The organism is Carnobacterium sp., assembly GCF_040274425.1.
Genome location: NZ_JBEMBC010000007.1, coordinates 17789 through 40534, shown reverse-complemented (window position 1 = coordinate 40534; position 22746 = coordinate 17789). Strand labels below are relative to the sequence as shown.

Below are 22746 nucleotides of genomic sequence, written 5' to 3'. Positions count from 1 at the left end.
ATTTATTTTTAAACATGGTATACTATAAAAAAATAATATTAGATTGGAGAGTTTATTAAATGGTATGTAAAACAAAAGAAACAACACCATATATTTTAGCTGGCGGCTTACTTTTAGGAGCTGGATTAACTTGCGGCTATGTTCTTCATAAACTAATCACTGCAAAAAAGACAATCCATGGAGATGCCATTTTAAAATACGTTAAACAATTATTTTTAAAAGAAGGTCCTATAGAAGGTTCATGGATAGAATTACAAAAAGTTCCCTTACAAAAATTTGCGCTTAAAACAGATGTTTATTATGGCGGAATTTCAAGAATTGAAGAAGACCAATTAATTCAATACGAATTTATCGCAGATGCTTACACAGGTAGTATCTTAGATTTATACCGTATTTAAATAAAAAAAAGCGTTAAACCCAGAATAGATTCTAGGTTTAACGCTTTTCTTATTTGGTTTTTTTAGGGAATTTTGCTACCACACGATAAATCCTACTGCCTCTCGAAGAAAATTTTTCTTCATATTCAGTCCTAACATTCCCTTCAAAGTCACTCTCATGTAAGTTTAACCATACTTGTTCAAGTGTCATGCCGTACTTTGAAAAACTGCTCAATGAATATTCAAATAGCCCTTGATTATCCGTTTTAAAGTGAATTTCGCCTTCAGATACAAGGATAGTCTCATAACTTTCTAAAAAGCTCTTATACGTTAGACGTCTTTTTTCATGACGTGTTTTTGGCCATGGATCAGAAAAGTTTAAATAAACTTGGTCAACTTCTCCTTCTGCAAAATATTGAGTTACAGAACCCCCATTAACATGTAACAGTTGAAGATTCGGTAATTGTTCCTCGATTAACCTATCTAATGCAACAACTATGACACTCATCTGAAGTTCAATACCAATATAATTGATTTCTGGGTGTAACTTTGCCATTTCAGTAATAAAACGGCCTTTTCCTGTACCGACTTCAATATGAATAGGGTGATCATTGCCAAATCTTTCGTGCCATCTTCCTACCCAATTATCCGGTTGTTCTGGTATATACTGAGGGAAATCAGCAATTTTTTGTGGTGCATTTGGTTTATTTCTTAAACGCATATTCTTATTCTCCATTCTTTTTGTATTCCATTATTTTTTACTAGTTACATAGAAAAATCCTCTTCAAAAACAGGAAGAGGATTTGAATAAATGCTAAAACTAGGTAGAGCTAATTGTTAATTAAAAAAAGTAATTTTGACCTTGATAAAGAGTTTGTAGCATCATAATGTCTTTATTCATTTCATGGAATCTGGTTTCGCTATGGTGTTTTTTTGTTTGAATCAAATAATTCATCAATGCATACCACATAATACGCGTTTTCAGTTCTTCTGTTAGCTCCGTATCATAGTGAACTAACCAATCAACCCAGTTATCTTTTGGTACATATTGGCAAAGCAACATACTCAGATCCATCGCTGGATCACATAGCATAGCTGAATCCCAATCAACTAGATAAAGACGGTTCTCATCTGATAAAAGCCAATTTTTCCGGTAAATATCTCCATGACAAACTTTTGTTTCAACTATATTCATTAATTCTACTTCAGCTTTTAGTTTTGTTATTATTCGTGATAGTAACGGATGATTGTATAAATCTAAAGGCAAGTTATCTTCATACTTTTGAATTAACTGATCAGGAGTAACAATTTCACCGCCTACACGAGCAAGCATTCTTCTCAATGTCGCAGAATTATGTATTCGACTAATGAGCCGTGCTACCTGTGGTGAGGACATTTCTGTTTTAGTAAGTGCTCTTCCGTTTAACCACTCTTGAGCGGTTAGTACATCTCCATTGCCGATGCGTTTTGTCCACATCAATCTTGGTGTAATTCCCTCAACAGATAATGCAGCTAAAAAAGGTGAAGAATTTCGCTTCAAAAAAAGCTTTTCTTCTGCCCTTGTACCCATATACGCTTGTCCAGTGTCACCACCAACGGGATGCAATTTCCATCCAGAATCTATTTCAAAATCCATACCAAATCATTCCTTGCTTTATATTCTGAAACATTTCTACACAGACGTGAAAAGCAAAACGGGATTGTAACATCTTATTCGAATAAGCGAAAAAGTTTAAACCCGTTAAACCAATAGCACTAAATCATTTATAGTTTACCCGTAAAGCCAGACAAAAAAAGGACAGATATCACAAAAGACATCTATCTTTCTGTTCATTTTCTATTTTAGATAGAATTTCTTTCTACGTCAAGCATATATACGTTCTTTTTCTATAAATACGTTTATTTTATTTCTATGAAAACGGATGATAGAAGTTGGCACGAGCCGTTCATTGCATTTTTATTTCATTTTTTTAACATCCTACTTTATTAGTGTCATTTTTTCTACAAAAAAAATCAGCCAAACAAAACAGTTCGGCTGGTTTTCTTATAATCTCTATCTTATTTGTCCACACTCTTCTTCAACCGCATCAACGTATAATTGTTGAAGATTTTCAACAATGGCTCCACGTTTTCCATGTCCAACAGGATTTCCATCTATACTTATGATAGGCATAGCTTCCATCGTTGTACTTGAAGCAAATACTTCATCTGCCTCTTTTAAATCTTCTATAGTAAAGGCTTCTTCCTTAACTAACATTCCTGCTTTTCGAGCAACCTTTAACAACATTATTTTAGTGATCCCAGGTAGAACAAGATTGCCATCTGGATGTGTATAGATAGTACCATCTTTAATCATCCATACATTTGAAGAGGAACATTCTGTAACAACACCATCGCGGTGCAGTATCGCTTCATCTCCACCTTTTTTATGGGCTTCGTGCTTAGCCATTATGTTTCCAAGTAAACTAATTGATTTAATGTCGCATCTCAACCATCGCATATCAGGTACGATAAAAGCAGACATCCCTTGATCCATTTTTTCTTGATCTCGCGGAACAATCGTAGTTGTAGCTGTAAATACTGGCGGTACTAACTCTGGATCAGTATATGTGTGATTTCTGGGAATTCCAATTCCTCTAGTTAATTGCATGTATATATTACCCGTATCGATACCATTTTCTTTAATCAAAGCACTTAAAAGCTGTTTTAGTTCCCCTTTTGTAAAAGGCATAACCAGTTCAATTTTTTCGGCACTTGAAAACAATCGATCTACATGTTCATTTAACGTAAAAAACTTACCATTATAAGCCCTTACGACATCATAAATCCCATCTGCAAATTGATAACCTCTGTCTTCCATGTCAATTTTAACTTCACTACGTTCAACAATTTGATTATTCCAAATAACTTTCATTTTTCAACCTCTTCCTTCAAAAAATAATACCTGCTAAATTTTTTCTATCATATCAAAAATCATGGTACTTTGCATTCTAAATCTTTAATTAGTTAAGCTCACTGAGTGCTTAATGCTGTAATTTGATCATTTTATTTATCCGTGACGGTAAATAAAGTTGACAAAACCCTATGTTAAACGCGACAACAACGCTTCCTGCAATCAGTACTTCTGTAAAGGATAGGTAAAAAGCAGAGACACCAATAATCAAAAAACCTTCAATCATCATAATTATCAGCATTAACTTCTTTATTGCCTGAAGTTTATTGCTTTTCTTTACAGGGTACAAAACTGTTAACGATAGATTATCAAAATGAAAATAAAGTGGCAATAGTTGAAAGGCAGTTAGGTAAAGAAATACGACTGTTAAAAAGAGACTTAATATAAATGATTGTCCTAAACTGCTAAGCAACATAGCAATAACAACCAACCGAACATATAAACCACTATATTCAGTACCCCTCACAAATGCTCTAGCATACAGATAGTAAAAAACATTTTTGTGGTTTTTTTTGATAGGATTCAAAAAAACATCTAAATAAACTCTTCTTTTAACAGACCCCTTTAATGCTGGAATATCAGTGAACAAGTTAATAAACTGATAGATCCGCTTCATTCGATTAGTCTCATCTTTTATCATTTTTTCCCATTGATACGTTAGAGCAACATTCTTTTGATTGGCTAAAAAGCGATAACTTACAGCTACAACCACAGCTCCTACTAATCCAACTATAGGACTGATAAATAGCGCAAGACTTGACACGATCAAATAAATACCAAATAAAAGAAAGCGTATTTTAATCCATTCTTTTGTTTCTTTTATTTTTAAATTGAGGACCTGAGCATTGAGATCAGTCTCTTTTAAAATAATCAACATTAGTACAAAATAAAACATATCAGAAAAAGCAAATCCAGACATTGCAACTAGTAATGGCATTAATACAGCCACAACAACTAGAATGACAAAACTAGGGAGCCACAAACTTCTCGATTTAGCCTGTTTAAAATAGTCTTCCATAGCACTTTCTTTAGGTAGCATAAATACAGCATCCGCTGGTTGAATAAGTGTCGCTAGTTTTCCAATGCTGAGTACCACTGTAAAAACGACGACTCCTATTAATTGCCCTTTTACATCATAAGACGTTAGGGTTTTCAGATAATTAGAATACGCATATCCCATCGCACCGACTAAAAATAAACACACTATGACAAAATGATCATTAAAAATATATTTCATGTACTTCATCATTTTCTTTTGGTGTTGCTTCACTCGCTTCTTCCAAATTTCTTTCATCATTTACTGTCCTCTTCTTTTGTTAATTGAATGTACAACTCATCTAGCGTTGCATCAGGCATGTTAAAAGTTTTTCTCAAGTCTTCTAGAGTCCCTTCAGCTTTTACTTTGCCTTCATGTAATAAAACAAATCCATCACATTGTCTTTCAGCTGTAGCCAATATGTGAGTAGACATTAAAATTGAAGCACCTTGTTTTTTCATCTCTTCCATAAGTTCCAAAAGGGCGTTGATGCCTAGAGGGTCCAATCCCAAGAATGGTTCATCGATGATGTATAGACTTGGCTCCACTAAAAAAGCACAAAGAATCATAACTTTTTGCTTCATTCCTTTAGAGAAATTTGCTGGGAACCATTCCAACTTATTTTCTAATCTAAATGTTTTTAATAATTTATTGGCACGTTCATAAGCGATTTCGATTGGTATATCATAAGCCATTGCTGTAATTTCAATGTGCTCTTTTAAGGTCAATTCTTCATATAAAACAGGCGTTTCAGGAATAAAACCAAATTTTTTCCGGTAATTTTCTTTATCGTTCTTTAAGGTTAAACCATCGATACTGATTTCTCCTTTTTGAGATTGTAACAGACCAATAATATGTTTTATAGTTGTACTTTTACCTGCTCCATTTAAACCGATTAAGCCAATTAATTTTCCAGATCCTACTTCAAAAGATACGTCTTTTAATACAGGAATTTGACTATAGCCTCCTGTAACATGTGTTACTGTTAAACTCATAATTAGTTTAGTCCCTTCTACACAATTTATTGTAGTAATTGTACCATAAGAACAGGAGAGAATCTTTTCTGTTTTAATGTGTTACCGTTTCACTTTCCTTAAGTTTTATGATACATTTGTTAAATAAGAGAATGTATTTCTCTATTAATTGCACATTATATATAAAGAGTTTGCAGCGGAAAGAAGGATTATAAATGTCAGACTGTATTTTTTGTAAAATTATTAACAATGAAATACCTAGCAGAAAAATTTATGAGGACAATGATGTAGTAGCTTTTTTAGATATTACTCAAGTAACACCAGGTCATACCTTAGTCGTTCCTAAAAAACATGTTGCGGATATTTTTGAATTAGATGAAAATTTAGCGGCTACGATTGGTAGCAAAATCCCAAAAATTGCAACAGCAATCAAGAAATCCAATCCTGCTATTAAAGGAATGAATATCATTAATAATAATGGTACTGTTGCTTATCAATCTGTTTTCCATTCACACATACATATCTTGCCTCGTTATGACGAACAAGATGATTTTTCTATTCATTTCGGTGATCATTCCGGTAATTTCACCACTGAAGAATTAGATAGTATCGCAGTAAACATAAAAAACAAATTGGAGGGATATTAATGTCTAATCATTTTATAAATGGGTTGATTTTAGGTGCTGCAGCTGGAGGAGTATATGGTCTTCTTAAGTCTCCACGTACTGGTAAAGAAAATAGAGCTGTATTAAAAACGTATGTTGATGACACAACTGTATTAGTAAATGACGTATCTAGAAGTGTTAATGATTTAAAAGGAGCAATAGCTCAATTAACAAACGAAGGTAAAACATTAGCAGAAGAATTTACACAAGATGTAAAAGAGTCTGTTGATGAGTTCACCTATGAAGCAGAACCTCGTATGCGCCGAATTCAAGAACATACTGAGAAACTAACCGCAGACATGGAAGATTTAACACAAAGTATGAAAGAAGCTTAGTCAGTTACTTTAATAATGGAGTTGAGACCTTTAGGTCTCAACTCCATTTGTTTATCTAAATGTAACTTTAAAGAGCTAATATAATCATTTGTAAAAAATAGAGAAAAATTCGTAGCTATAAGTGTCTATTCCATCTGATTTTTTTCAAAAACTCGATTGATTGTGCTTTTTTTGTGATTTTTAATTGACTTTAAACTAAATAATGGGATTTTAGTTTTTTTTATACAAATGAGTATGGTATATTTATATTTGTCATTAGGAAATAGTTTGGTAACGTAAAATAAAAGAAATGGATGTGTAAGGGAAATGAAAAAATTATTACTAGCTACAGCTACTATCTTAGCCGGATTAACAATTGCAGGTTGTTCAGATAGCACTGTTGCCTCATCAACTGCAGGAAAAATTACAGAAGATGAGTTTTATGAAGCAATGAAAGAAACCGTTGGAACAAGCATGCTTCAACAATTGATTATCGAAGATGTCTTAACTGATTTATACGGAGATACAGTTACAGATGAAGTAGTAGACAAACAATACTCTACTGAAGAAGAAAATTATGGTGGCGCTGAAGCATTTGAATACATCATGTTGCAACAAGGTTATACCGCTGAAAATTATAAAGACACGATTCGTTTAAATCTTTTAATTGAAGAAGCAGTAAAAGATAAAACAGAATTTACTGAAGAAGAAATCCAAGCAGCTTATGATGCTTATGTACCTTCTGTAACAGCCGCTCATATTCTTGTAGAAGATGAAGAAACTGCAAAAGACCTTATCACTCAAATAAATGATGGTGCTGATTTTGCAGAACTGGCTACTGAAAACTCTATAGATACTGCTACTGCTCCTAATGGTGGAGAAATAACTTTCGCATCTGGGGAAATGGTTCCTGAGTTCGAAGAAGCAGCTTTTGCTTTAGAAGAAGGCGAAATGACAACTGAACCCGTTGCTACAGAATATGGTTTCCACGTTATCAAAATGATTGAAAAACCTGAAAAAGGAACACTTGAAGAAGAAACGGACACAATCAAAGATCAATTATTAACTGCTACATTAGCTGATAGTGCTGCTATTCAAGAAGTAATCTCAGGTATTATGCAAGATGCAAACATCATTATTGATGATAAAGATTTAGCTACTGCAATGGACGCTTACTTGGCTCCTGCAGAAGACTCTGCTGTTGAAGAATCTACTACTGAGGAACCAGCTGCTGATAGTTCTGCTACTGAGGAATCTACTACTGAAGAACCAGCTGCTGATAGCTCTGCTACTGAGGAATCAGCTGTAGAAGACTCTGCTGCTGAATAATCATTAGTGGATCTAGCAACATTAAATAATTAAAAAAAAATGGAGTTAGGATATTCATCCTAACTCCATTTTTTTTATTTACTTTCAGTTGTTTTTTCCGATTCATTAGGTTTGTAGAATGTCCGATTATCTAATCCAAAAATTCTTTCTGTAAACATCCCTGGCTCTGTTCTATTTAATGTCGAATTTAACATATTAACAGTTGCATCTAAATTATCGATCATATATAAAATTTCAGCTTCTCTTAACTTTGGTCTAACCGGAGAACCATACTCAAGCAGTCCATGATGGGCCAATACCATATGTTTCAAAAGTAAAACATCTTCACTTTTTTCATCAATTTTTAGCGCAAGACAAGCTTTCGTGATTTCTTCATCTACTATCACAATATGACCTAAAAGATTTCCTTCTAAAGTATACTCTGTAGATATTGGTCCAGACAGTTCAATAATTTTGCCTAAATCATGCAAGATAACACCAGCATAAAGTAACGGCTTATTGATATCTTCGTATTGAGTCGCAATTGTCTTTGCAATTCTTAACATGGACACGGTATGGAAAGCTAGTCCACCAGTAAAAGCATGGTGAAATCGTTTAGCTGCTGGGTGCTGAAAGAAAGGTTTTTGGTAATGATTCAATAAATAACGTACAATCCGATTCATATTCGCATTTGTAATCTCAAATAATGTATCGTTTATTTCTTCCATCATATCTTCTTTCTTTAATGGTGCTCTTTCAACATATAAATCAGGATTATCTGGATCTCCCGATTTTGTTACTGCAATTTTAAATAGTTTGATTTGAGGATTTCCTTGATAAAGCTCTCTTTTACCTGAAACTTTCACCACTTTTCCAGCAGTAAATGCTGCAATATCATCTTCTGAAGCATCCCAATATTTACCATCCATTTGACCGCTTGTATCTTGAAACGTAAAAGCAATAAATTTTTTACCATTTTTAGCAACTCGAATATCAGCTGATTTGATTAATAAATAAATGTCGAAGGTATCATCATTCGTATACTCAAATAATTTCTTTTCCATTTGACTCCCTCTTTCTATTTGCATCTTTTCTTTATTATAACATTTCTATCTGCTCTTTTCGAAAAACATCTGTTACAGATTCATCAAATGTAAAATAAAATACTTGTATGTCTTCACTAATTCTCTGTAATAGTTGATACATCTCTTTTTTCCTTTGGTGATCAAAATTTACAAATCCATCATCTACTAACAACGGCAATTGAATTAAGTCACTAGCATTTTTTACGAATGAAAAACGCAGAGCCACATACAGTTGTTCAGCCGTTGCTTGGGAAATTTCAGAAGCCTCAAATAAAGTGCCGTCTTTACGTTGAACCGTTATCGTTTGGTCTTTTAAGAAAACTTTTTGGTAATTTCCATTTGTCAAAATAGCAAAAAAGTAGGTCGTATCACGAATAGTAGCTGGGAAACGATCTTTCCTAGCTTCAGTTAACGTTCGTTCAATAAGTTCTGCAGCTATTTTATATGTTGTCCATTCATCAACTAAAATTTGTGTTTCACTCTTTAAATTAGCATATTCTTGCAATAATTCAGAATAAGCTCCACCAACTTCTAAATTTTTTAATGCGACTTCTGTTTTAATTTTTTTATTTAATTTGCTTTCAATCAATTCTTTTAATTGTTGCAGATTCGCTTTTAAACCTTGGATGCTTTCAATTAAAGCAGCCTTATCACGATATTTTTCTAACAATGCACTGTATTCACCAACTTGCTGTTCTAACAAATTTAAACGAGCTTTTTTTGTTGTTAATTCTTCCTCTAATACATATTTTTTCCGGAAGTCTTCTTCAGTTTTAGCTTTAACAGTTTGAAGAAGATACCTTCTCTTTTGTTCAAACTCTTTTTGTTGCATAATGAGCTGCTCGATATGCTGATGCGCTACTTTATGCTGCCTTATAAGATCTTTTATTTTTTCCTCATCAGCTGTAACTTCTTTAAAAAATTGTTTTATTCCTTCAATTAGCTGCATATTACTATTCCAGTCAACAAAAATAACCGGCTGCAAATAACTGATAGATTCTTTCCACTCAATTATTTCACTTTCCATCTGGCTTAATTGTGTTTGTTTTTCATAAATACTGTTTGCTTTTTCTCTTATTGCTTCGAAAATATCCGTTTCTTGCATCAATTCGCTTGTTGAATACTCTAGTGGATAACCACATACTTGTTTCCATGATCGAAATTCTTTTTCAATATGAAGTTGTTGATTTTCAGCGTCTTCATATTGAGCCTGTTTCTCGTTTAATTCAAGAATGACTTGATCAATTTCTGCAAGTTTTTCTCGCCATTGTTTTCGAATTTCCGTTTGTTGAATATATTCTTCAAATGAATACGAAGTCTCTCTAATCTCTTCTATTTTATTTGGTATTTTAGTTTTTTTAACGATTGACCAAATACTATAGAGTAGGAGGCCTAAACCAGCAGTTGTAAGAACTAAACCAATTCCATTAGACATATACAGGCCTAAAATACTTATCATTAACCCGACAACTAGGTTGATGAGTTTTCCTTTACTTAATTTTTTCTCACTTTGCTTATCTACTTTATTATACGCACGTAGATCAGGATTATTTTTTTCTAGTTGATCTTCTACTTTTTGATAGGTTTGATTATCCCATAGTCTTTTTTCTAATTTATCTAGTTGATTTCCTAAAGATTCTTGCTGGAAGTTCAAAAACGCTATACGTTCTGTTAGTTGTTTTATTCTTTGCTCAACTTGAGCTTGTTTGACTTGTAAATCATTTAATTTAAACCGACTTTCCTCAGTCATAACAGCTGGTATAGCTTGTTGTTCCTCTAGACCTAATTGTTGTTTTTCACGTAAAAATTGGTGTTGTGTAGCCAAAATGGTTTCTTTAATAAAAGTAGTTTCTTGTAACTTAGCTTGGATATGATCCAGATTTTCCATCAATTGGATCATTTCATCTCTATGTTCAATAAACACTTTAAGTTGCCTTGTTTCCTCTGTTTTATCTCTAAGATAATGCACTTTTTCTTGCTGTTGCGTAATGGTTAATTTAAGTTGATTTATTTCTTGATTGTAATGATTGAGCTGGTACAATCCATCTTTCGGCAATTCTTCCAGCTGTTCCTTTTTTATTTGATGCTGAATGTCTTGCATCTCACTAAAAAGTACCCAATTTGATTCTAATTGGTTTAACTTAAATACTTTATTTTCATAATGTGTCCGTTGTTCTCGTAGGCTGATCAACTCTTTTTCAAGATTATCTTTTTCAAGCAGCCAATTCATGTACTGACTATTCTTTTCTTTTGCTAGTTTTACTTGCTTCCTTTTTGCTTCAACATCGGCCATTTTTTTATTAATAACGGTCACTCGTCCATTGGGCTTAAACAACTTGCTCGCTTCCGTTTGAAATTTATCTGCAACCTTTAACAACTGTTCGTTCCCAATTGTTCCTACACTTAAAAAATAACGATTCAATTTTTCACGATTTAATTGTTGGACTTTTTGAAGACCCGCTAAATTAAAAGAAAATAACGCTTGATAAGTTGTCTTATCAAGCCCAGATAATATTTTTTCAAGCCATTCTTCGCCACCTGTTTCTCCACTAGCAAAAGTTACCGTAACCGTGCCGTTTGCTTTTCCTCGTACACGCTCAATTTGAACATCCCCATATTGTGTACCAGTTAAAAAGAGCCTTCCTCCGTATTGGCTGCTACTCTTAGGTTCATATCTTAGCTCAGAACTCATCTTAGAAGGAAATCCAAAAAGAACACTGTGAATAAACGACATTAAAGTTGTTTTTCCAGCTTCATTTTCTCCATAAAACAATTGCAAGTTAGTTATATCCTCGATTTTGTGGTCTACCCATTTTCCATAACCATATATTTCCATTGATTTAATCTTCAAGGTCATCACTTCTTTCAAATCCAAGTTGATTGCGAACCAACTCTTTAGCATCTTTTACAATTTTTTTTCGGTAATTTTCTTCACGTGTTTCCACAACTTCTTCCATTCCTGGGAAATCAAAAAGAGCATTCGTTATTTCATTAAATAAACTTTCTTTTTCAATTTCTTTCTGAATTTGTTCCCATTCATTTGGAAAAATCTTTTGGATAGCTGGTATCCGATTTTCAACTACTGTCTGCAATTCTATTTTGTGGACCCATACGAAAGTATCTGTTTTTGGAATTTGTTGTAAGGCTTCTAATAATTCACCTTGATTGATTTTTTTTAGGACTCCTTCAAGCAAATTCTCACTATCCACTAAATGAATGGAAAGGAATAGACTATAGAAATCATTTTTTTGTTCTTCGATAACAGTCTTCAAGACTTTGTAAAGCTCATCTAAACTCTTGATTTCTTTAATTGAAAGGTCAATTGTCTTCCATTGAATCGTTGAAGTCGGTCTAAATTCCATTGACACTCCAGATTCAGTCAAGCTTACTAATTCAAAACCTTTTTCTCCACTTTCCTTGCTGCTTCTACCTTGAGTATTTCCAGGATAGATGACAGGTGGATTTTCAGCTAACTGTTGTCTCTTATGAATATGACCTAAGGCCCAGTAATCATATCTCTTACTTCTCAACTCTCCTAATGAGAATGGTGCATAGTTTCCGTGTTCTGAATCTAAGCCTTCAGAGAAGCCGTGTAACAGTCCAATATGATACTTTGCATGTGGATATTTTTCTGGATACTCCTTAATTTTTCGTTCAAGGACCCATCTTTTATCGTAACTAAAACCACTAATGGCGACCTGATCCTTTTCCGTTGTCGTATACCACTTTGTTTCCACTGTTTCTGTAAATAAAACGACATTTTCGGGCATTTCTAAGTGTAACCCAGTATTTTCTATGTAATCATGATTTCCATGTAATAGATAGACTGGTATTTCAGCTTTATTCAATCGTTCCATTTCATTTCGTAAATATGCTTGAGCTTTCACACTACGCTCATCATTATCATAAATATCTCCAACTAGGCAGATAAAATCCACCTTTTCTTGTATCGCACTATCCACGATTGTAGTCAAAGCTGAAAAAGTAGATAAATAAATAGCATTCCAAATAAAATCAGGTAACGTTTTTAAGCCAATAAAAGGGCTATCCAAATGCAGATCAGCTGCATGAATAAATTTAACCATCGTATCCACTCTTTCCTTTCTTTTTATAGCCTCCAGCTTATGAAGGGCACATACGTTCCTTTAATATCAGAAAAAAAAGAACTCACTACTCTTTTATACTAGTGAGTTCTTTTTTGCCCTCTATTGCTTAACCTTGGTAAACATCTTGAACAGGTTTCATAATGATGCGGTTTAAATCTTCGATCAATGTGCTTAAACGTTGTTCAGCTTCCATCAATTCTTTGATAACATCATTTTCTCCAGAAGTTTGAGCTAAGTTTTGAGCTTCAGCGATTTCTTCTTCAGTAATTTGTTCACCTGACATTTGTTTTTGTTGTAATTTAATTTGAACTTCTTGGAAGTCAAAGTACATTTTGCTAGCTGCTTCGTCTTTTTTCACTTCATCAAAAGCTGCTACTAAAACAGTGTATTCTTCACTATCTCTTAATTCTTTTTCTAAAGCGTTGGCTGTATCATAAATATTTGTACTCATAATATACTTCACTCTCCAATTCAAATAATGGTTTCATCTTAATAACTATATCATTTCACGCATTATTTTTCCAATATTCTCATCTAAATCACTAACTTTTTTTCTATTGCGTCACTTTATTTTTAAATTGATCAAGCAAGTTTCCAATTTTGTCTTTAACAATATCCGAACCTTCCTTTACTTTTCCGCCAATTGAATCAATTGTGTCTTTTACACCTTGTTTCCAGTCATTAGAACCTGCTTCATTTTCTGCTTCTGCAGCAACAATTTCTTGGGCACTCTCTGTATTGAAAGCTGTTAGTTCAGTGTATGGAAGAATATTCTCCATTTGTTTTTTAAACAAAGGTCCTACACCAGTGGAACTACCTGTTGTCATATAATGTTCTTCATCAGTTGGGTCAAATCCCATCCAAGTTGCAACTACAATATCAGGTGTATAACCAACTGTCCATTGATCCGTTGTACCACCCTCATCATTAAATGTTACTTCTGTACTCCCAGTTTTTCCAGCTATCGTATAACCAGATGGTTTATTATTTTGTGCTGTACCATTTGTAAAGACGCCCATCAGCATGCTCGTCATTTGATCTGCAACTTCTGGAGTAGTCACTTTTTTCATTTCGGGTTCTGTGTTATCAACAATGACTGCGCCTGTGGCATCAACGATTTTAGTAATGAAATGTCCTTCACTCATCACACCGCCATTAGCGAACGTTGTATAGGCACTCGCCATTTGAAGAGGAGAGACTCCTTTACTTAATCCACCTAGAGCTAGCCCTAGATATTCATCCCCTTCAGTTCCTTCTGTTAGAGGAATACCGAAATCTTCAACTTTTTTAAATCCTTTGTTTAACCCGATTTCATTTAGAAGCCAGACCGCTGAGGTATTCTTACTCTCTGCCAATGCTTGATACATCGGTACTTCTCCTTCATACTCATGGTCAACATTTTCAGGAGTATACTTATCTTTTCCATAAGAAATTGGCTCATCAACTAACATTGAATCAATGGTGTATCCTTGCTCTAAAGCAACAGTATAAACAGCTAATGGTTTGATGATAGAACCCGGTTGTCTAACCATTTGAGTCGCATAATTAAAGCCTCTAAATGTATGTTCTTTTCTCCCCCCAAAGATGGCGAAAACTCCTCCAGTCTCAGGATCTAATGCAACAGAACCACTTTCTAACAACGTTCCATCTGCTGCATTTTGGAATAAGTAATCATTTTCATAAGCTAAATCCATTGCGCGTTGGTAATCCTGATTTAATGAGGTATAAATTTTATACCCTTTGTTTAAGATTTGTTCTTCACTTAAATCATAAGTGTAAATAGCTTCATTTACTACTGCATCAAAGTAAGAAGGGTATTGATATCCTTCTTTTTCTGAGTACGCATCAACTAGTGTTAACCCTCCAGCTTTTGTAGTGTCTACTTCTTCTTGAGTAACAATCTCGTTTGTTGCCATTAAGTCCAAAACAACGTTTCTTCGTGAAATAGCATTATCATAATCATCAATAGGATTATAATTTGTAGGTGCCTTCAACATACCGGCTATTGTAGCGGCTTCTGATAAAGTTACTTCTGCTGCAGATTTCCCAAAGTATTTTTGAGAAGCATCTTCGACTCCCCAAACACCATTTCCAAAATAAGAATTATTGAGATACATTTCTAGTATCTCATCTTTTGTATAAACTTTTTCAATTTCGATAGCTAAAAAAAGTTCCTTTAATTTCCGAATAAATGTTTGATCCAATGTCAGATAAGCATTTTTAGCTAATTGCTGAGTGATTGTGCTCCCGCCTCCGACAATATTCCCGCCATTGATAACGTAACCAACCGCCGCTCTGGCAATTCCAATTGGATCAAATCCTGAGTGTTTGTAAAAGCGTTTGTCTTCAGTCGAAATGACGGCTTGTTCAATCGAGTCAGATATATTATCAACAGAAATAAACGTTCCTTTTTGTGAGTATAAGGTTCCAGCTTCTTCATTATTGACATCATAGATCGTTGTTGTTTGTTCTAGACCTGCTTTTAACGTAGAGACATTTGCTGTTTTTGCTAAGTACAACAAATAAACACTTGCAACTAAAGAAACAGTTAATATGACCAAAAGGATAATTTTATTTATATGGTATTTTTTCCAAATTCGTTGTCGTATTTTATGGAACTTTAGTAGATACGGTTTTGCCCATTTCCAAAAATTGAGCAAAGTTTTTTTTAACTTCTCTAAAAAAGAAGATTTATTCATTCGCATTCATTCCTTATTCTTTTTATTCTAAATCGTTCTTTATTATACTTAGTGTAGCAAATCAATAATAAAGACACATCCTCCTTAAGTAGGATATGCCTTCATTGACCAATTGTTTTTTTTCGCCATTTTACTTAGTTTTTACTACTTTTTTCTTTATCATTTTACCATATTGATGTAGAGTAAAGTTAAAGACTTTATTAAAATGGAAAAATTGACTGTTTTTTTAATACTAGTTTTAAAAAAAAGGATGAGGTGAGACCTTGGGACAGAAAATAGAATAAAGGTATTGATTCATCAAAAGGGTAGTTTTAGCTATTCAACTATTTCTTTTGGTCTTTTTTCACCTTGTATTTCAGCCTCATCCTGAGGAACTTACTATTAATGACCATTGAACTACTCTTTGTATGATGAACTATTTATAAACATGACTTATTGCAAACAACACTACAAGGAGGTGAAGTCTACGTTATAACTCTAGCGTAGACAATAATTTGTCAATTACAACTGGAATCATTGCATTCTTTATTATTTTATTTATCGCAGCTTTATTCGTGATGTCAGAATTCGTACTAGTACGCATTCGCCCTTCAAGATTGGATTACTTAATTGAAAATGGCGACAAACGTGCAATACTTTTAAAAGAAATGACACAAAAACTAGATACGTATCTCTCAGCAACTCAATTAGGAGTAACCATTACTTCATTAGCCATTGGTTGGTTAGGTGACCCTACTTTTGGGCGCTTGTTTACTCTTTTATTCTCATCATTTGATATTCCGTCTTCTGTATCAACGATTGCTTCAATTACTTTATCTTTTATTATTTTAACCTCTCTTCAAGTTATTATTGGGGAGTTAGTACCTAAAAATATTGCCATCAATAAAACGGAACAAATTGGTCTATTTATTGCTAAACCACTACAGATATGGTTCCGTATCATGTATCCTTTAGTTTATATATTGAATCGAATCGCAAATGGTATTTCACGCCGACTCGGCATGAAAAATATCAGTGAACCCGAAGAAGGAGTTTCTGAAGAAGAACTTCGTATCATTATGGGTGAAAGTTTAAAAAGTGGCGAAATCAATCGCGATGAATATCAATTCGTAGAAAATGTATTTGCATTTGATGATCGAATGAGTCGTGAAATCATGGTGCCTCGTACTGAAATGGTGACTGTATCGACCTCAATGACTTTGAGAGAGATAGCTCAATTGGTAAGTAAAGAACGATTTACACGTTACCCGGTTATCAAAGATGGCGATAAAGATATTGTATTAGGAATTATAAATACAAAAGAAATATTCGCTGTTTATGTAGATGCCGTGGAAGCAAAATTATCTGAAACCTTTAGCTTTGCTGAATACATTAGACCCATCATTTCGGTTATTGAAACAATTCCTATTAAAGAGCTTCTAGTAAAAATGCAAAAAGAGAGAAATCAAATTGCTGTTCTTGTAGATGAATACGGTGGAACCAGTGGAATTATTTCAATGGAAGATATCGTTGAAGAAATTGTTGGTGATATTAGCGACGATTACGAAGTTGTTGGTGAGCCAGAAATCAAGAAAATTGGCGACCATCACTACCGCGTTAGTGCTAGGATGTTGATTGATGATGTAAATGACATTTTTGGTCTTTCCATCGAAGAAGAAGATGTCGACACCATCGGCGGCTGGATGATGAATCAAAAATACGATATTTCCATCGATGAAGAATTAACTTTTAATAATTACATCTTTAAAGTTATTAAGTCAGGAAATGGTACCCTTGAAGTTATAGATGTTATAAAAAAGACCCCTCAAGTTGCTATGAATGAAATAGACTAACTTTTAGATTTCAGGATAGATAAAAAGAGCCTAGATTGATTAATCTAGGCTCTTTTTATTATGTGCTTTCATTTATCTATTTTTATTGGCTTTGTTCAGCAACATGAATCAATTCATGAATGATTTGGTCTACTTCACGTAGATCTTTTGCGTTAGCTCCACTAGCTAATGGATGACCGCCACCATCATGTTTTTTGGCTACTTCATTAATTACTGGTCCTTTAGACCGCAAACGGCAACGGAAATGTCCATCCGGCTGTTCAACAAATATCCCCCATAAAACGACTTCTTCAAGTGCACTAGGTAAGGAAACCACTGCAGAAGTTTCAGCATCTGTTAACCCAAATTGATCCAAGATCGTCTTAGTAAGAACGACTTTTCCTACACCAGATGGATGAATTTCTATATTTTGTAAAACATAACCTGAAAGATGTGCCACTTTTCGCGACATAGCATTCATTTTCTGATTGATTTCATCCGGTTTAAAAGAAAACTCCATTAAGTCGGCAACAATGCGCATAGTTTTAGGCGTAGTTGCAGGGTATAAGAAACGACCTGTATCTCCAACAATACCTGCATACAATAATCTAGCAGCTGTAGTTGTCATCTTCAGTGTTTCTTTTTGTTGAAAACAGAAATCAGCAATTATTTCACTAGAACTGCTGGCTTTTGTATCCACTAAAGCAATATCTCCATAAGCATCATCATTGGGGTGATGATCCATTTTAACTAAGTACTTTCCTTGATTGTATCGTTCATCGCTAATACGGGGTGTATTTGCCGTATCTGTTACAATGACCAAAGCTTCTTGATAATCTTCATCTAAAACATTATCCATTTGAGTTAAATAGCTTAAATCGCCCACTGGTCCGCCTGCTTTTAAGACCTTTTTAGTTGGAAAACTAGCTTTTATAATTTCTGCTAATCCTCCTTGAGACCCTAACGCATCTGGATCAGGATTTTTGTGTCTATGAACAATAATGGTTTCTGATTCTCTAATTTTTTCAAGTATTTGATTGTATAAGTTTATAGCCATTCTTTCTCTCCTTTAACTTCTTTGCATCAATTGACATACAACAGTTGCTTTTGCTACTAAAACCGTATCGGTGTAAACCTCAATATCCAATTTAGCGGTTCTTCTGCCAATTTCAAAGACACTCGGTCTAATTTCTATTTCACTTCCGAGTTGGACCAATTTCAAATAATACAGATTCATTTGTTCCACCATAGCATTTTTCTTTTGGTAAACAACCAAGGTATTTTTTGTTACGGTAGAAATCACTTCACTCAACAATCCAAATGAGAGTGTCCCAACATTATCAGTCATTTGCGGTGTCACTTTAAATTTATAATAAGGGATTTTAGAAGACCTTTCTTCTGAAGAAGTTGTTAAAACCTCTATATTTTCATTTACTTGATCAGACAATGTGTCTCCCATTTGTGGCTGTCGCTGAGATGATTGCATAGCTTTCATGACATCTTGACGTGAGACAATACCAATAAGTGTTAAATCATCTTCAACGATAGGCATCACTTCCAACCCATCCCAAATCATTAAATGGCCCACACTTGCTACACTCATGTGTGTTTTGGCAAATGTAGGATTTTTTGTCATGACTCGTTCAATGCTGACATGATCCTGTTTACCAATAATATCTTTAGCGGTAACCATCCCAATTAAACGCCCTTTTTTATTCACAACAGGGAAACGCGTATGGTGGCTTTCATCATTTAATTTCCGATAATCTAGAACGACTTGATTAGCTGTTAAATACAGCGTTTTATCAGCTTTTGTATAAATATCATCAACGAGCATAATTTCTTTTTTTATGAGTTGGTCTGTAATTGCTCGGTTGATCAAAGTTGCTACCGTAAAAGAATCATATGTTGTACTTAGTACAGGCATTTTCAATTTATTGGCTAATAAGATAATATTTTCATTTGTTTTAAAGCCACCTGTAATCAAGACTGCCGCACCACATTCAAGGGCCAACTTCTGTGCATTTTCACGATTCCCTACTATCATCAAGGAACCAGGTGTAATGTATCGCATCATTGCCTCTTCCGTCATTGCACCAATGATAAACTTGCTTAAATCTTTATCTAGTCCTTCTTCACCGCCCAAGATATCGCCGTCTATAATTTTTACGACTTCCCCATAAGTCAATGTTTCGAAAGTCTCTTTCATTTTACGCTCAATTCGAATTGTTCCAACTCGTTGAATTGTTGAAACCAATCCATCATTTTGTGCGTCTTTAATAGCACGGTAGGCTGTTCCTTCACTGACATTTAAATTTTTTGCAATTGACCGAACTGAAATTTTTTCTCCAACCGGTAATGTTTCAATGTACGTGATGATCTGATCGTGTTTAGTAGTCATTCATTTGCCTCCATACTACATATAAGATAAATCGATTACTTCTCCAATTTTCAAAGCTAAACCTTGATTTTCAGACAAGCTTGTGCAAAACTCTTCTGCATTCTGTTCAATGAGTGGAAACGTATTATAATGAATAGGAACAACTTTTTTAGCTTGGATATAACTTGCAGCAATGATAGCATCTTCTGGTCCCATAGTATAATTATCTCCTATAGGTAAAAAGGCTACATCTATTGTTTTATAGGCACCGATTAATTTCATATCTGTAAACAATGCTGTATCACCAGCATGATAAATTGTTTGATCGTCCGCACTAAAAATAATACCAGCAGCAAGGCCCAAGGTAACAGCTTCTCCCTCTACTTCATATGATGATCCATGAATAGCAGGCGTCATCTTAACTTCACCAAAATCAAATTGATGTCTCCCACCCATTTGCATGCCATGTGTTTCAAAGCCTTTCTTTTCAAAAAAAGACGCTATTTCTACATTTGCAACAATTAATGCTCCTGTTCTTTTAGCAATAGGCTCCGTATCTCCGATATGGTCACCATGTCCATGCGTTAAAATAATCACATCTGCTTGAACTGTATTGGGGTCTAAATCACTTTTAGGATTTCCGGTAATAAAAGGATCCATTAAAATAGTCATTCCTGAATCAGTCAATAATTGTAAACAAGATTGTCCGTGCCAAGAAATTTTCATCTTATTACTCCCCTTTCGTTCGTTGAAACGAACTCTCGATAGAATAATTTTATTATACAGTTGTCAAAAATAGAATGCAATTAGTCTTGTTATATAACAAAACTCAATAACCGGTTTCTTTATCCCATAATGGCAAGACAATATTTTCATAGGCTAAAGGATCTAAGTTAGTTATTGTTATCCCAAGTAATCGTATCCCTCTATCCAGCACTCCAATTTCATCCCATAGGTTTTGAGCATGAAAGAATATTTCTTCCCCATCTTTCACATAATTAGGTAACGTTAGTCGTTTTGTAGCTGTCTCAAAATTTGAATACCTCACCTTTAATACCACTGTTTTCCCGTGTTTCTGATTTTTTTGAAGTGAGATTTGCACTTTATTTGCGATAAATCTTAATTCGCTCAAAACTTCTTGTTCGGTTGTAAGATTTTTTCCATAAGTTAACTCTCTGCCAACTGACTTTCTTTCACGACTTATTCGAACAGGTGAATTATCGATTCCTCTGACTTTACGGTAAAGAGAATATCCCATTCTGCCAAACTTTTGAATCAGTTCCATTTCATTTTTTTGAAATAAATCTTCTCCCGTATAAATAGAAAGGTCATGCATTTTTTCAACAGTCTTTTTTCCCACACCATAAAATTTTTCAATGGGTAGGTTCCGTAAAAAGTCTAGTGCTTCATCAGGTGGGATAACGGTTATTCCAGCAGGTTTATGGTAATCAGAAGCTAATTTTGCAATAAACTTGTTGTAGGATACTCCAGCTGAACTAGTTAATTGAACTTCTTGCCAGATATCTCGTTGAATGAGCTTGGCAATATAAGTTGCACTCGTTAGGTTCTGTTTATTTACAGTTACATCTAAATAGGCTTCGTCTAAAGAAAGAGGTTCAATCGTATCGGTGTAACGCTCAAATATAGACCGAACTTCTGCAGAAATTTCGCGGTATAAGTCATAATGTCCAGAGATAAAATTTCCGTGTGGACATAGTTCGTATGCTTTTTGGGCACTCATTGCAGAATGCACGCCATACTTGCGCGCTTCATAATTAGCTGTAGCTACGACCCCTTTTCCCCCTGTTTCTTTTGGATGTCGTGCGATAATAACGGGCTTCCCTTTTAAATCAGGATTTTCTCGTTCCTCTACTGAGGCAAAAAAGGCGTCCATATCAATGTGTATAATTTTCCTTGTTGTGTCTCTCTTAGGTTCATCAAATCTTAATACACCAATGTCCATCCTCTTTCACCTCCTTCACCCTTATTATAAGGGAACGTATATTCTGAATCAAGATTTATAAGTTTAGCGCATTGAATTGATTTTTTCTCATCTTCGTTAAAATTAGATAGCAAAAATGCAAAAAAGGTCTAAGACTCTCGTCCAGACCTTTTCTAACTTTTAGTTCAAATGATTAATTTCTAACGCCTTTTTTAATGTTTTTTTCTGTCTTTTTTTACGATGGATCTCATAGATGAATCCTTTTTTAGGAGAAAATATAAAAATTAAGATAAAGGTTAGACCAGTAACAACTGCAATCATACCCGCAATGGAAACGTCAAAGTACATAGATAGTTGAAAACCAATCAGACTATTTACAGCTCCTAAAGCAGCACTGATTCCTAACATATAACTTAACCGATTTGTTAACAGGTACGCTGAAACTGGGGGTCCTACCATAAACGCTACCACCAATATTGATCCAACTGCCTCGAAAGCCCCTACTGCTGTTACGGACACCAATGACATCAGCGCGTAATGCAGCAAGATAGGAGAAAACCCTAACGACGCTGCCAACAAAGGATCGAATGAAGTCAATTTTAGTTCTTTGTAGAAAAAACCTATGAACAATAGCAATAGGATAAGGATAGCAGACATTGAATATATAGCCTGTGGACCTACATCAATTCCAAAGAGTATCAAACGATCAAAAGGGGCAAAAGCTAATTCCCCTAATAACACTGAATCTGTGTCTAAATGTACATCTCCAGCATATCGGGTAATGAGAATAATAGCGATACTAAACAATAATGGAAAAATGATTCCAATAGAGGCATCTTTATCCAATAATTTTGTTTGATGAATCAATTCAGTCAACCAAACTGTAAGAATACCTACAAATGCTGCACCTACAATCAGTAATGGCGAATTTAAATCTTGGGTAATAAAGAATGCTACTACAATACCCAACAAAATCGTATGTGTAATGGCATCTGTCATCATAGCCATCCCTCGAATGACCAGAAAAACTCCTGGCAGTGCACAAGCAACAGAAACTAAAACTGCAATGAGTTGTATTTCAAAAACAGGGTTCATA

At 34.3% G+C, this 22746-nt stretch carries 20 protein-coding genes; 5 read left to right on the top strand and 15 right to left on the bottom strand.

Going from position 1 to position 22746, the window contains the following annotated elements:
• Window positions 1–59 precede the first annotated feature (59 nt).
• Window positions 60–398: a PepSY domain-containing protein gene (locus ABS911_RS02640; RefSeq protein ID WP_350466165.1), complete on the top strand. Its 339-nt coding sequence runs from the start codon at window positions 60–62 to the stop codon at window positions 396–398.
• Between the two features lie 49 nt (window positions 399–447).
• Here the strand turns inward: ABS911_RS02640 and trmB are convergent, their stop codons facing one another.
• The 5 genes from trmB to ABS911_RS02615 all read right to left on the bottom strand — a co-directional run bounded on the left by trmB (window position 448) and on the right by ABS911_RS02615 (window position 5361).
• Window positions 448–1098, bottom strand: coding sequence for a tRNA (guanosine(46)-N7)-methyltransferase TrmB (trmB, locus tag ABS911_RS02635; protein WP_350466164.1), 651 nt, complete (start codon window positions 1096–1098; stop codon window positions 448–450).
• A gap of 120 nt (window positions 1099–1218) precedes the next feature.
• Window positions 1219–2013, bottom strand: coding sequence for a phosphotransferase family protein (locus ABS911_RS02630; protein WP_350466163.1), 795 nt, complete (start codon window positions 2011–2013; stop codon window positions 1219–1221).
• A gap of 417 nt (window positions 2014–2430) precedes the next feature.
• Window positions 2431–3291, bottom strand: coding sequence for a D-amino-acid transaminase (gene dat, locus ABS911_RS02625; protein WP_350466162.1), 861 nt, complete (start codon window positions 3289–3291; stop codon window positions 2431–2433).
• A gap of 109 nt (window positions 3292–3400) precedes the next feature.
• A complete protein-coding gene (locus tag ABS911_RS02620) occupies window positions 3401–4627 on the bottom strand; it encodes an ABC transporter permease (RefSeq protein ID WP_350466161.1) in 1227 nt (408 codons plus the stop codon).
• A complete protein-coding gene (locus tag ABS911_RS02615; protein ID WP_350466160.1) occupies window positions 4624–5361 on the bottom strand; it encodes an ABC transporter ATP-binding protein in 738 nt (245 codons plus the stop codon). Before ABS911_RS02615 ends, ABS911_RS02620 begins: the two co-directional genes overlap by 4 nt.
• 194 nt (window positions 5362–5555) lie before the next feature.
• Between ABS911_RS02615 and ABS911_RS02610 the strand changes: the two genes are divergently transcribed.
• The 3 genes from ABS911_RS02610 to ABS911_RS02600 all read left to right on the top strand — a co-directional run bounded on the left by ABS911_RS02610 (window position 5556) and on the right by ABS911_RS02600 (window position 7648).
• Window positions 5556–5987: an HIT family protein gene (locus tag ABS911_RS02610; RefSeq protein WP_350466159.1), complete on the top strand. Its 432-nt coding sequence runs from the start codon at window positions 5556–5558 to the stop codon at window positions 5985–5987.
• A complete protein-coding gene (locus ABS911_RS02605; RefSeq protein WP_350466158.1) occupies window positions 5987–6340 on the top strand; it encodes a YtxH domain-containing protein in 354 nt (117 codons plus the stop codon). The genes ABS911_RS02610 and ABS911_RS02605 overlap by 1 nt, the downstream gene beginning before the upstream one ends.
• A 306-nt stretch (window positions 6341–6646) precedes the next feature.
• Entirely contained in the window at window positions 6647–7648 is a 1002-nt protein-coding gene (locus ABS911_RS02600; protein WP_350466157.1) for a peptidylprolyl isomerase, read from the top strand.
• 74 nt (window positions 7649–7722) lie between these two features.
• Here the strand turns inward: ABS911_RS02600 and ABS911_RS02595 are convergent, their stop codons facing one another.
• The 5 genes from ABS911_RS02595 to ABS911_RS02575 all read right to left on the bottom strand — a co-directional run bounded on the left by ABS911_RS02595 (window position 7723) and on the right by ABS911_RS02575 (window position 15517).
• Window positions 7723–8691, bottom strand: coding sequence for a 3'-5' exoribonuclease YhaM family protein (locus ABS911_RS02595; protein ID WP_350466156.1), 969 nt, complete (start codon window positions 8689–8691; stop codon window positions 7723–7725).
• A gap of 34 nt (window positions 8692–8725) precedes the next feature.
• Window positions 8726–11569: an ATP-binding protein gene (locus ABS911_RS02590; RefSeq protein WP_350466186.1), complete on the bottom strand. Its 2844-nt coding sequence runs from the start codon at window positions 11567–11569 to the stop codon at window positions 8726–8728.
• Complete coding sequence (locus tag ABS911_RS02585; protein ID WP_350466155.1) at window positions 11553–12797, bottom strand: metallophosphoesterase family protein; 1245 nt, start codon at window positions 12795–12797, stop codon at window positions 11553–11555. The genes ABS911_RS02590 and ABS911_RS02585 overlap by 17 nt, the downstream gene beginning before the upstream one ends.
• Before the next feature lie 127 nt (window positions 12798–12924).
• Window positions 12925–13269 carry a YlbF/YmcA family competence regulator gene (locus ABS911_RS02580; protein ID WP_350466154.1) on the bottom strand — a complete coding sequence of 115 codons (345 nt, stop codon included), beginning with the start codon at window positions 13267–13269 and terminating at the stop codon, window positions 12925–12927.
• A gap of 103 nt (window positions 13270–13372) precedes the next feature.
• On the bottom strand, window positions 13373–15517 hold the full coding sequence (locus ABS911_RS02575) for a PBP1A family penicillin-binding protein (RefSeq protein WP_350466153.1): 2145 nt from the start codon (window positions 15515–15517) through the stop codon (window positions 13373–13375).
• Between the two features lie 494 nt (window positions 15518–16011).
• Here ABS911_RS02575 and ABS911_RS02570 point away from each other — a divergent pair, with 494 nt between their 5' ends.
• Entirely contained in the window at window positions 16012–17349 is a 1338-nt protein-coding gene (locus tag ABS911_RS02570) for a hemolysin family protein (RefSeq protein WP_350466152.1), read from the top strand.
• 82 nt (window positions 17350–17431) lie between these two features.
• Here ABS911_RS02570 and ABS911_RS02565 read toward each other — a convergent pair whose 3' ends face one another.
• From ABS911_RS02565 to ABS911_RS02545, 5 genes are all read right to left on the bottom strand, one after another.
• Entirely contained in the window at window positions 17432–18385 is a 954-nt protein-coding gene (locus tag ABS911_RS02565) for a DHH family phosphoesterase (protein ID WP_350466151.1), read from the bottom strand.
• A gap of 12 nt (window positions 18386–18397) precedes the next feature.
• Window positions 18398–19729, bottom strand: a complete 1332-nt coding sequence (locus ABS911_RS02560; RefSeq protein WP_350466150.1) for a DRTGG domain-containing protein — start codon at window positions 19727–19729, stop codon at window positions 18398–18400.
• A 15-nt stretch (window positions 19730–19744) separates the two neighbouring features.
• Entirely contained in the window at window positions 19745–20434 is a 690-nt protein-coding gene (locus ABS911_RS02555; RefSeq protein ID WP_350466149.1) for a metal-dependent hydrolase, read from the bottom strand.
• 103 nt (window positions 20435–20537) lie between these two features.
• Window positions 20538–21671, bottom strand: a complete 1134-nt coding sequence (gene dinB / locus ABS911_RS02550) for a DNA polymerase IV (RefSeq protein ID WP_350466148.1) — start codon at window positions 21669–21671, stop codon at window positions 20538–20540.
• A gap of 159 nt (window positions 21672–21830) precedes the next feature.
• Window positions 21831–22745: a metal ABC transporter permease gene (locus tag ABS911_RS02545; protein WP_350466147.1), complete on the bottom strand. Its 915-nt coding sequence runs from the start codon at window positions 22743–22745 to the stop codon at window positions 21831–21833.
• Between the last annotated feature and the right edge of the window lies 1 nt (window position 22746).

Bases quoted from the DNA above. Each gene is read 5' to 3' on its own strand.
- ABS911_RS02640 (WP_350466165.1), top strand. From the start codon at position 60: ATGGTATGTAAAACAAAAGAAACAACACCATATATTTTAGCTGGCGGC.
- trmB (WP_350466164.1), bottom strand. From the start codon at position 1,098: ATGCGTTTAAGAAATAAACCAAATGCACCACAAAAAATTGCTGATTTC.
- ABS911_RS02630 (WP_350466163.1), bottom strand. From the start codon at position 2,013: ATGGATTTTGAAATAGATTCTGGATGGAAATTGCATCCCGTTGGTGGT.
- dat (WP_350466162.1), bottom strand. From the start codon at position 3,291: ATGAAAGTTATTTGGAATAATCAAATTGTTGAACGTAGTGAAGTTAAA.
- ABS911_RS02620 (WP_350466161.1), bottom strand. From the start codon at position 4,627: ATGATGAAAGAAATTTGGAAGAAGCGAGTGAAGCAACACCAAAAGAAA.
- ABS911_RS02615 (WP_350466160.1), bottom strand. From the start codon at position 5,361: ATGAGTTTAACAGTAACACATGTTACAGGAGGCTATAGTCAAATTCCT.
- ABS911_RS02610 (WP_350466159.1), top strand. From the start codon at position 5,556: ATGTCAGACTGTATTTTTTGTAAAATTATTAACAATGAAATACCTAGC.
- ABS911_RS02605 (WP_350466158.1), top strand. From the start codon at position 5,987: ATGTCTAATCATTTTATAAATGGGTTGATTTTAGGTGCTGCAGCTGGA.
- ABS911_RS02600 (WP_350466157.1), top strand. From the start codon at position 6,647: ATGAAAAAATTATTACTAGCTACAGCTACTATCTTAGCCGGATTAACA.
- ABS911_RS02595 (WP_350466156.1), bottom strand. From the start codon at position 8,691: ATGGAAAAGAAATTATTTGAGTATACGAATGATGATACCTTCGACATT.
- ABS911_RS02590 (WP_350466186.1), bottom strand. From the start codon at position 11,569: ATGACCTTGAAGATTAAATCAATGGAAATATATGGTTATGGAAAATGG.
- ABS911_RS02585 (WP_350466155.1), bottom strand. From the start codon at position 12,797: ATGGTTAAATTTATTCATGCAGCTGATCTGCATTTGGATAGCCCTTTT.
- ABS911_RS02580 (WP_350466154.1), bottom strand. From the start codon at position 13,269: ATGAGTACAAATATTTATGATACAGCCAACGCTTTAGAAAAAGAATTA.
- ABS911_RS02575 (WP_350466153.1), bottom strand. From the start codon at position 15,517: ATGAATAAATCTTCTTTTTTAGAGAAGTTAAAAAAAACTTTGCTCAAT.
- ABS911_RS02565 (WP_350466151.1), bottom strand. From the start codon at position 18,385: ATGGCTATAAACTTATACAATCAAATACTTGAAAAAATTAGAGAATCA.
- ABS911_RS02560 (WP_350466150.1), bottom strand. From the start codon at position 19,729: ATGACTACTAAACACGATCAGATCATCACGTACATTGAAACATTACCG.
- ABS911_RS02555 (WP_350466149.1), bottom strand. From the start codon at position 20,434: ATGAAAATTTCTTGGCACGGACAATCTTGTTTACAATTATTGACTGAT.
- dinB (WP_350466148.1), bottom strand. From the start codon at position 21,671: ATGGACATTGGTGTATTAAGATTTGATGAACCTAAGAGAGACACAACA.
- ABS911_RS02545 (WP_350466147.1), bottom strand. From the start codon at position 22,745: ATGAACCCTGTTTTTGAAATACAACTCATTGCAGTTTTAGTTTCTGTT.